We start from the raw sequence: 1,467 nt of genomic DNA, 5'->3' as shown, positions 1-1,467 counted from the left end.
TGATTACATCGAAATGTTTTATAACAGTAAGCGTCGGCATGGTTCTAGCGAACAGATGTCACCGACAGAATATGAAAACCAGTATTATCAACGGCTCGGAAGTGTCTAGATTATCCGTGGCGATTCACTGAGTAGATTGATTTGTGTCAGCCTTGTGTCAGGGCTTGAGGTGTAGACTTGCTGATACAGATAGGGAGACCCAGAGGAAAAACTGGATGGATATACAGTGTTATCATGATTAATGTCAGTCATATCAGGACCTTAAGTAGCGTTGAGTCAACTACTTCAAGTCCGTCCATCCGTCTGACAGTGGAGTCCATCTGGAACTATGCCGGTAATACCATCATCAACCAGCACTCCGACATCAACAAGACCCACGATATTCTGCAGGACGAAAGCAAGTGCGAAACCATCGTGGTGATCGACAACTTTATGACCTCTTCGGCGAAATACGCCGACATCCTGCTGCCGGACCTCATGACCGTCGAGCAGGAAGACATCATCCCGAACGATTATGCGGGCAATATGGGCTATCTGATTTTCCTGCAGCCCGTCACCGCGCCGAAGTTTGAGCGTAAGCCCATCTACTGGATCATGAGCGAAGTGGCGAAACGCCTCGGGCCGGATATCCATCAGAAATTCACCGAAGGCCGGACACAGGCACAGTGGCTGCAGTATTTGTACGCCAAAATGCTGGCGAAAGATCCGCAGCTTCCGTCCTATGACGAACTGAAAAAAATGGGCATTTATAAGCGCAAAGATCCCAACGGACACTTCGTGGCGTATAAAAAATTCCGCGATGATCCAGATGCCCATCCGCTCAAAACCCCGTCAGGCAAGATTGAAATCTACTCCAGCAAGCTGGCAGAGATTGCCGCCACCTGGGAGCTGGAAAAAGATGAAACCATCAGCCCGCTGCCGGTGTACGCCTCAACGTTTGACGGCTGGGATGCCCCAGAGCGTAAAACATACCCGCTGCAGCTGTTTGGCTTCCACTTCAAGGCGCGCACCCACTCCAGCTACGGCAACGTGGATGTGCTGAAAGCCGCCTGCCGTCAGGAGGTGTGGCTCAATCCGGTTGATGCGGCACAACGCGGTATTCAAAACGGCGATATGGTGCGCGTGTTTAACGACCGCGGCGAAGTGCGCATTGCCGCGAAAGTCACCCCGCGCATCATGCCCGGCGTCAGCGCGATGGGCCAGGGGGCCTGGCACGACGCCAACATGAACGGCGATCGGATCGACCACGGCTCATGCATCAACACGTTGACCACCCATCGCCCGTCACCGCTGGCAAAAGGCAACCCGCAGCACACCAATCTGGTGCAGATCGAGAAGGCGTAAGGAGTAACCGATGACAACCCAGTATGGATTTTTTATTGACTCCAGCCGTTGCACCGGGTGCAAAACCTGCGAGCTGGCCTGCAAGGATTACAAAGACCTGACCCCGGACGTCAGCTTCCGCCG

The 1,467-nt window shown here is 53.2% G+C and carries 2 protein-coding genes and 1 pseudogene; all 3 read left to right on the top strand.

The window, feature by feature from the left end; all coding sequences use genetic code 11:
• On the top strand, positions 1-109 hold a 109-nt coding region (locus APU11_RS26690; RefSeq protein WP_131729156.1), incomplete at its 5' end, for an IS3 family transposase.
• Positions 110-309: 200 nt separating this feature from the next.
• Positions 310-1,344: pseudogene (locus APU11_RS08720) on the top strand (molybdopterin dinucleotide binding domain-containing protein); the annotation flags it as partial.
• A gap of 10 nt (positions 1,345-1,354) precedes the next feature.
• The coding region (locus APU11_RS08715) for a 4Fe-4S binding protein (protein WP_001710386.1) at positions 1,355-1,467 on the top strand (113 nt) is incomplete at its 3' end.

Source organism: Enterobacter sp. 50793107 (genome assembly GCF_001463365.1).
Classification (GTDB): domain Bacteria; phylum Pseudomonadota; class Gammaproteobacteria; order Enterobacterales; family Enterobacteriaceae; genus Enterobacter; species Enterobacter cloacae.
Note: the sequence above shows the minus strand (reverse complement) of the source record. Positions and strands in the feature narration are given on the sequence as shown.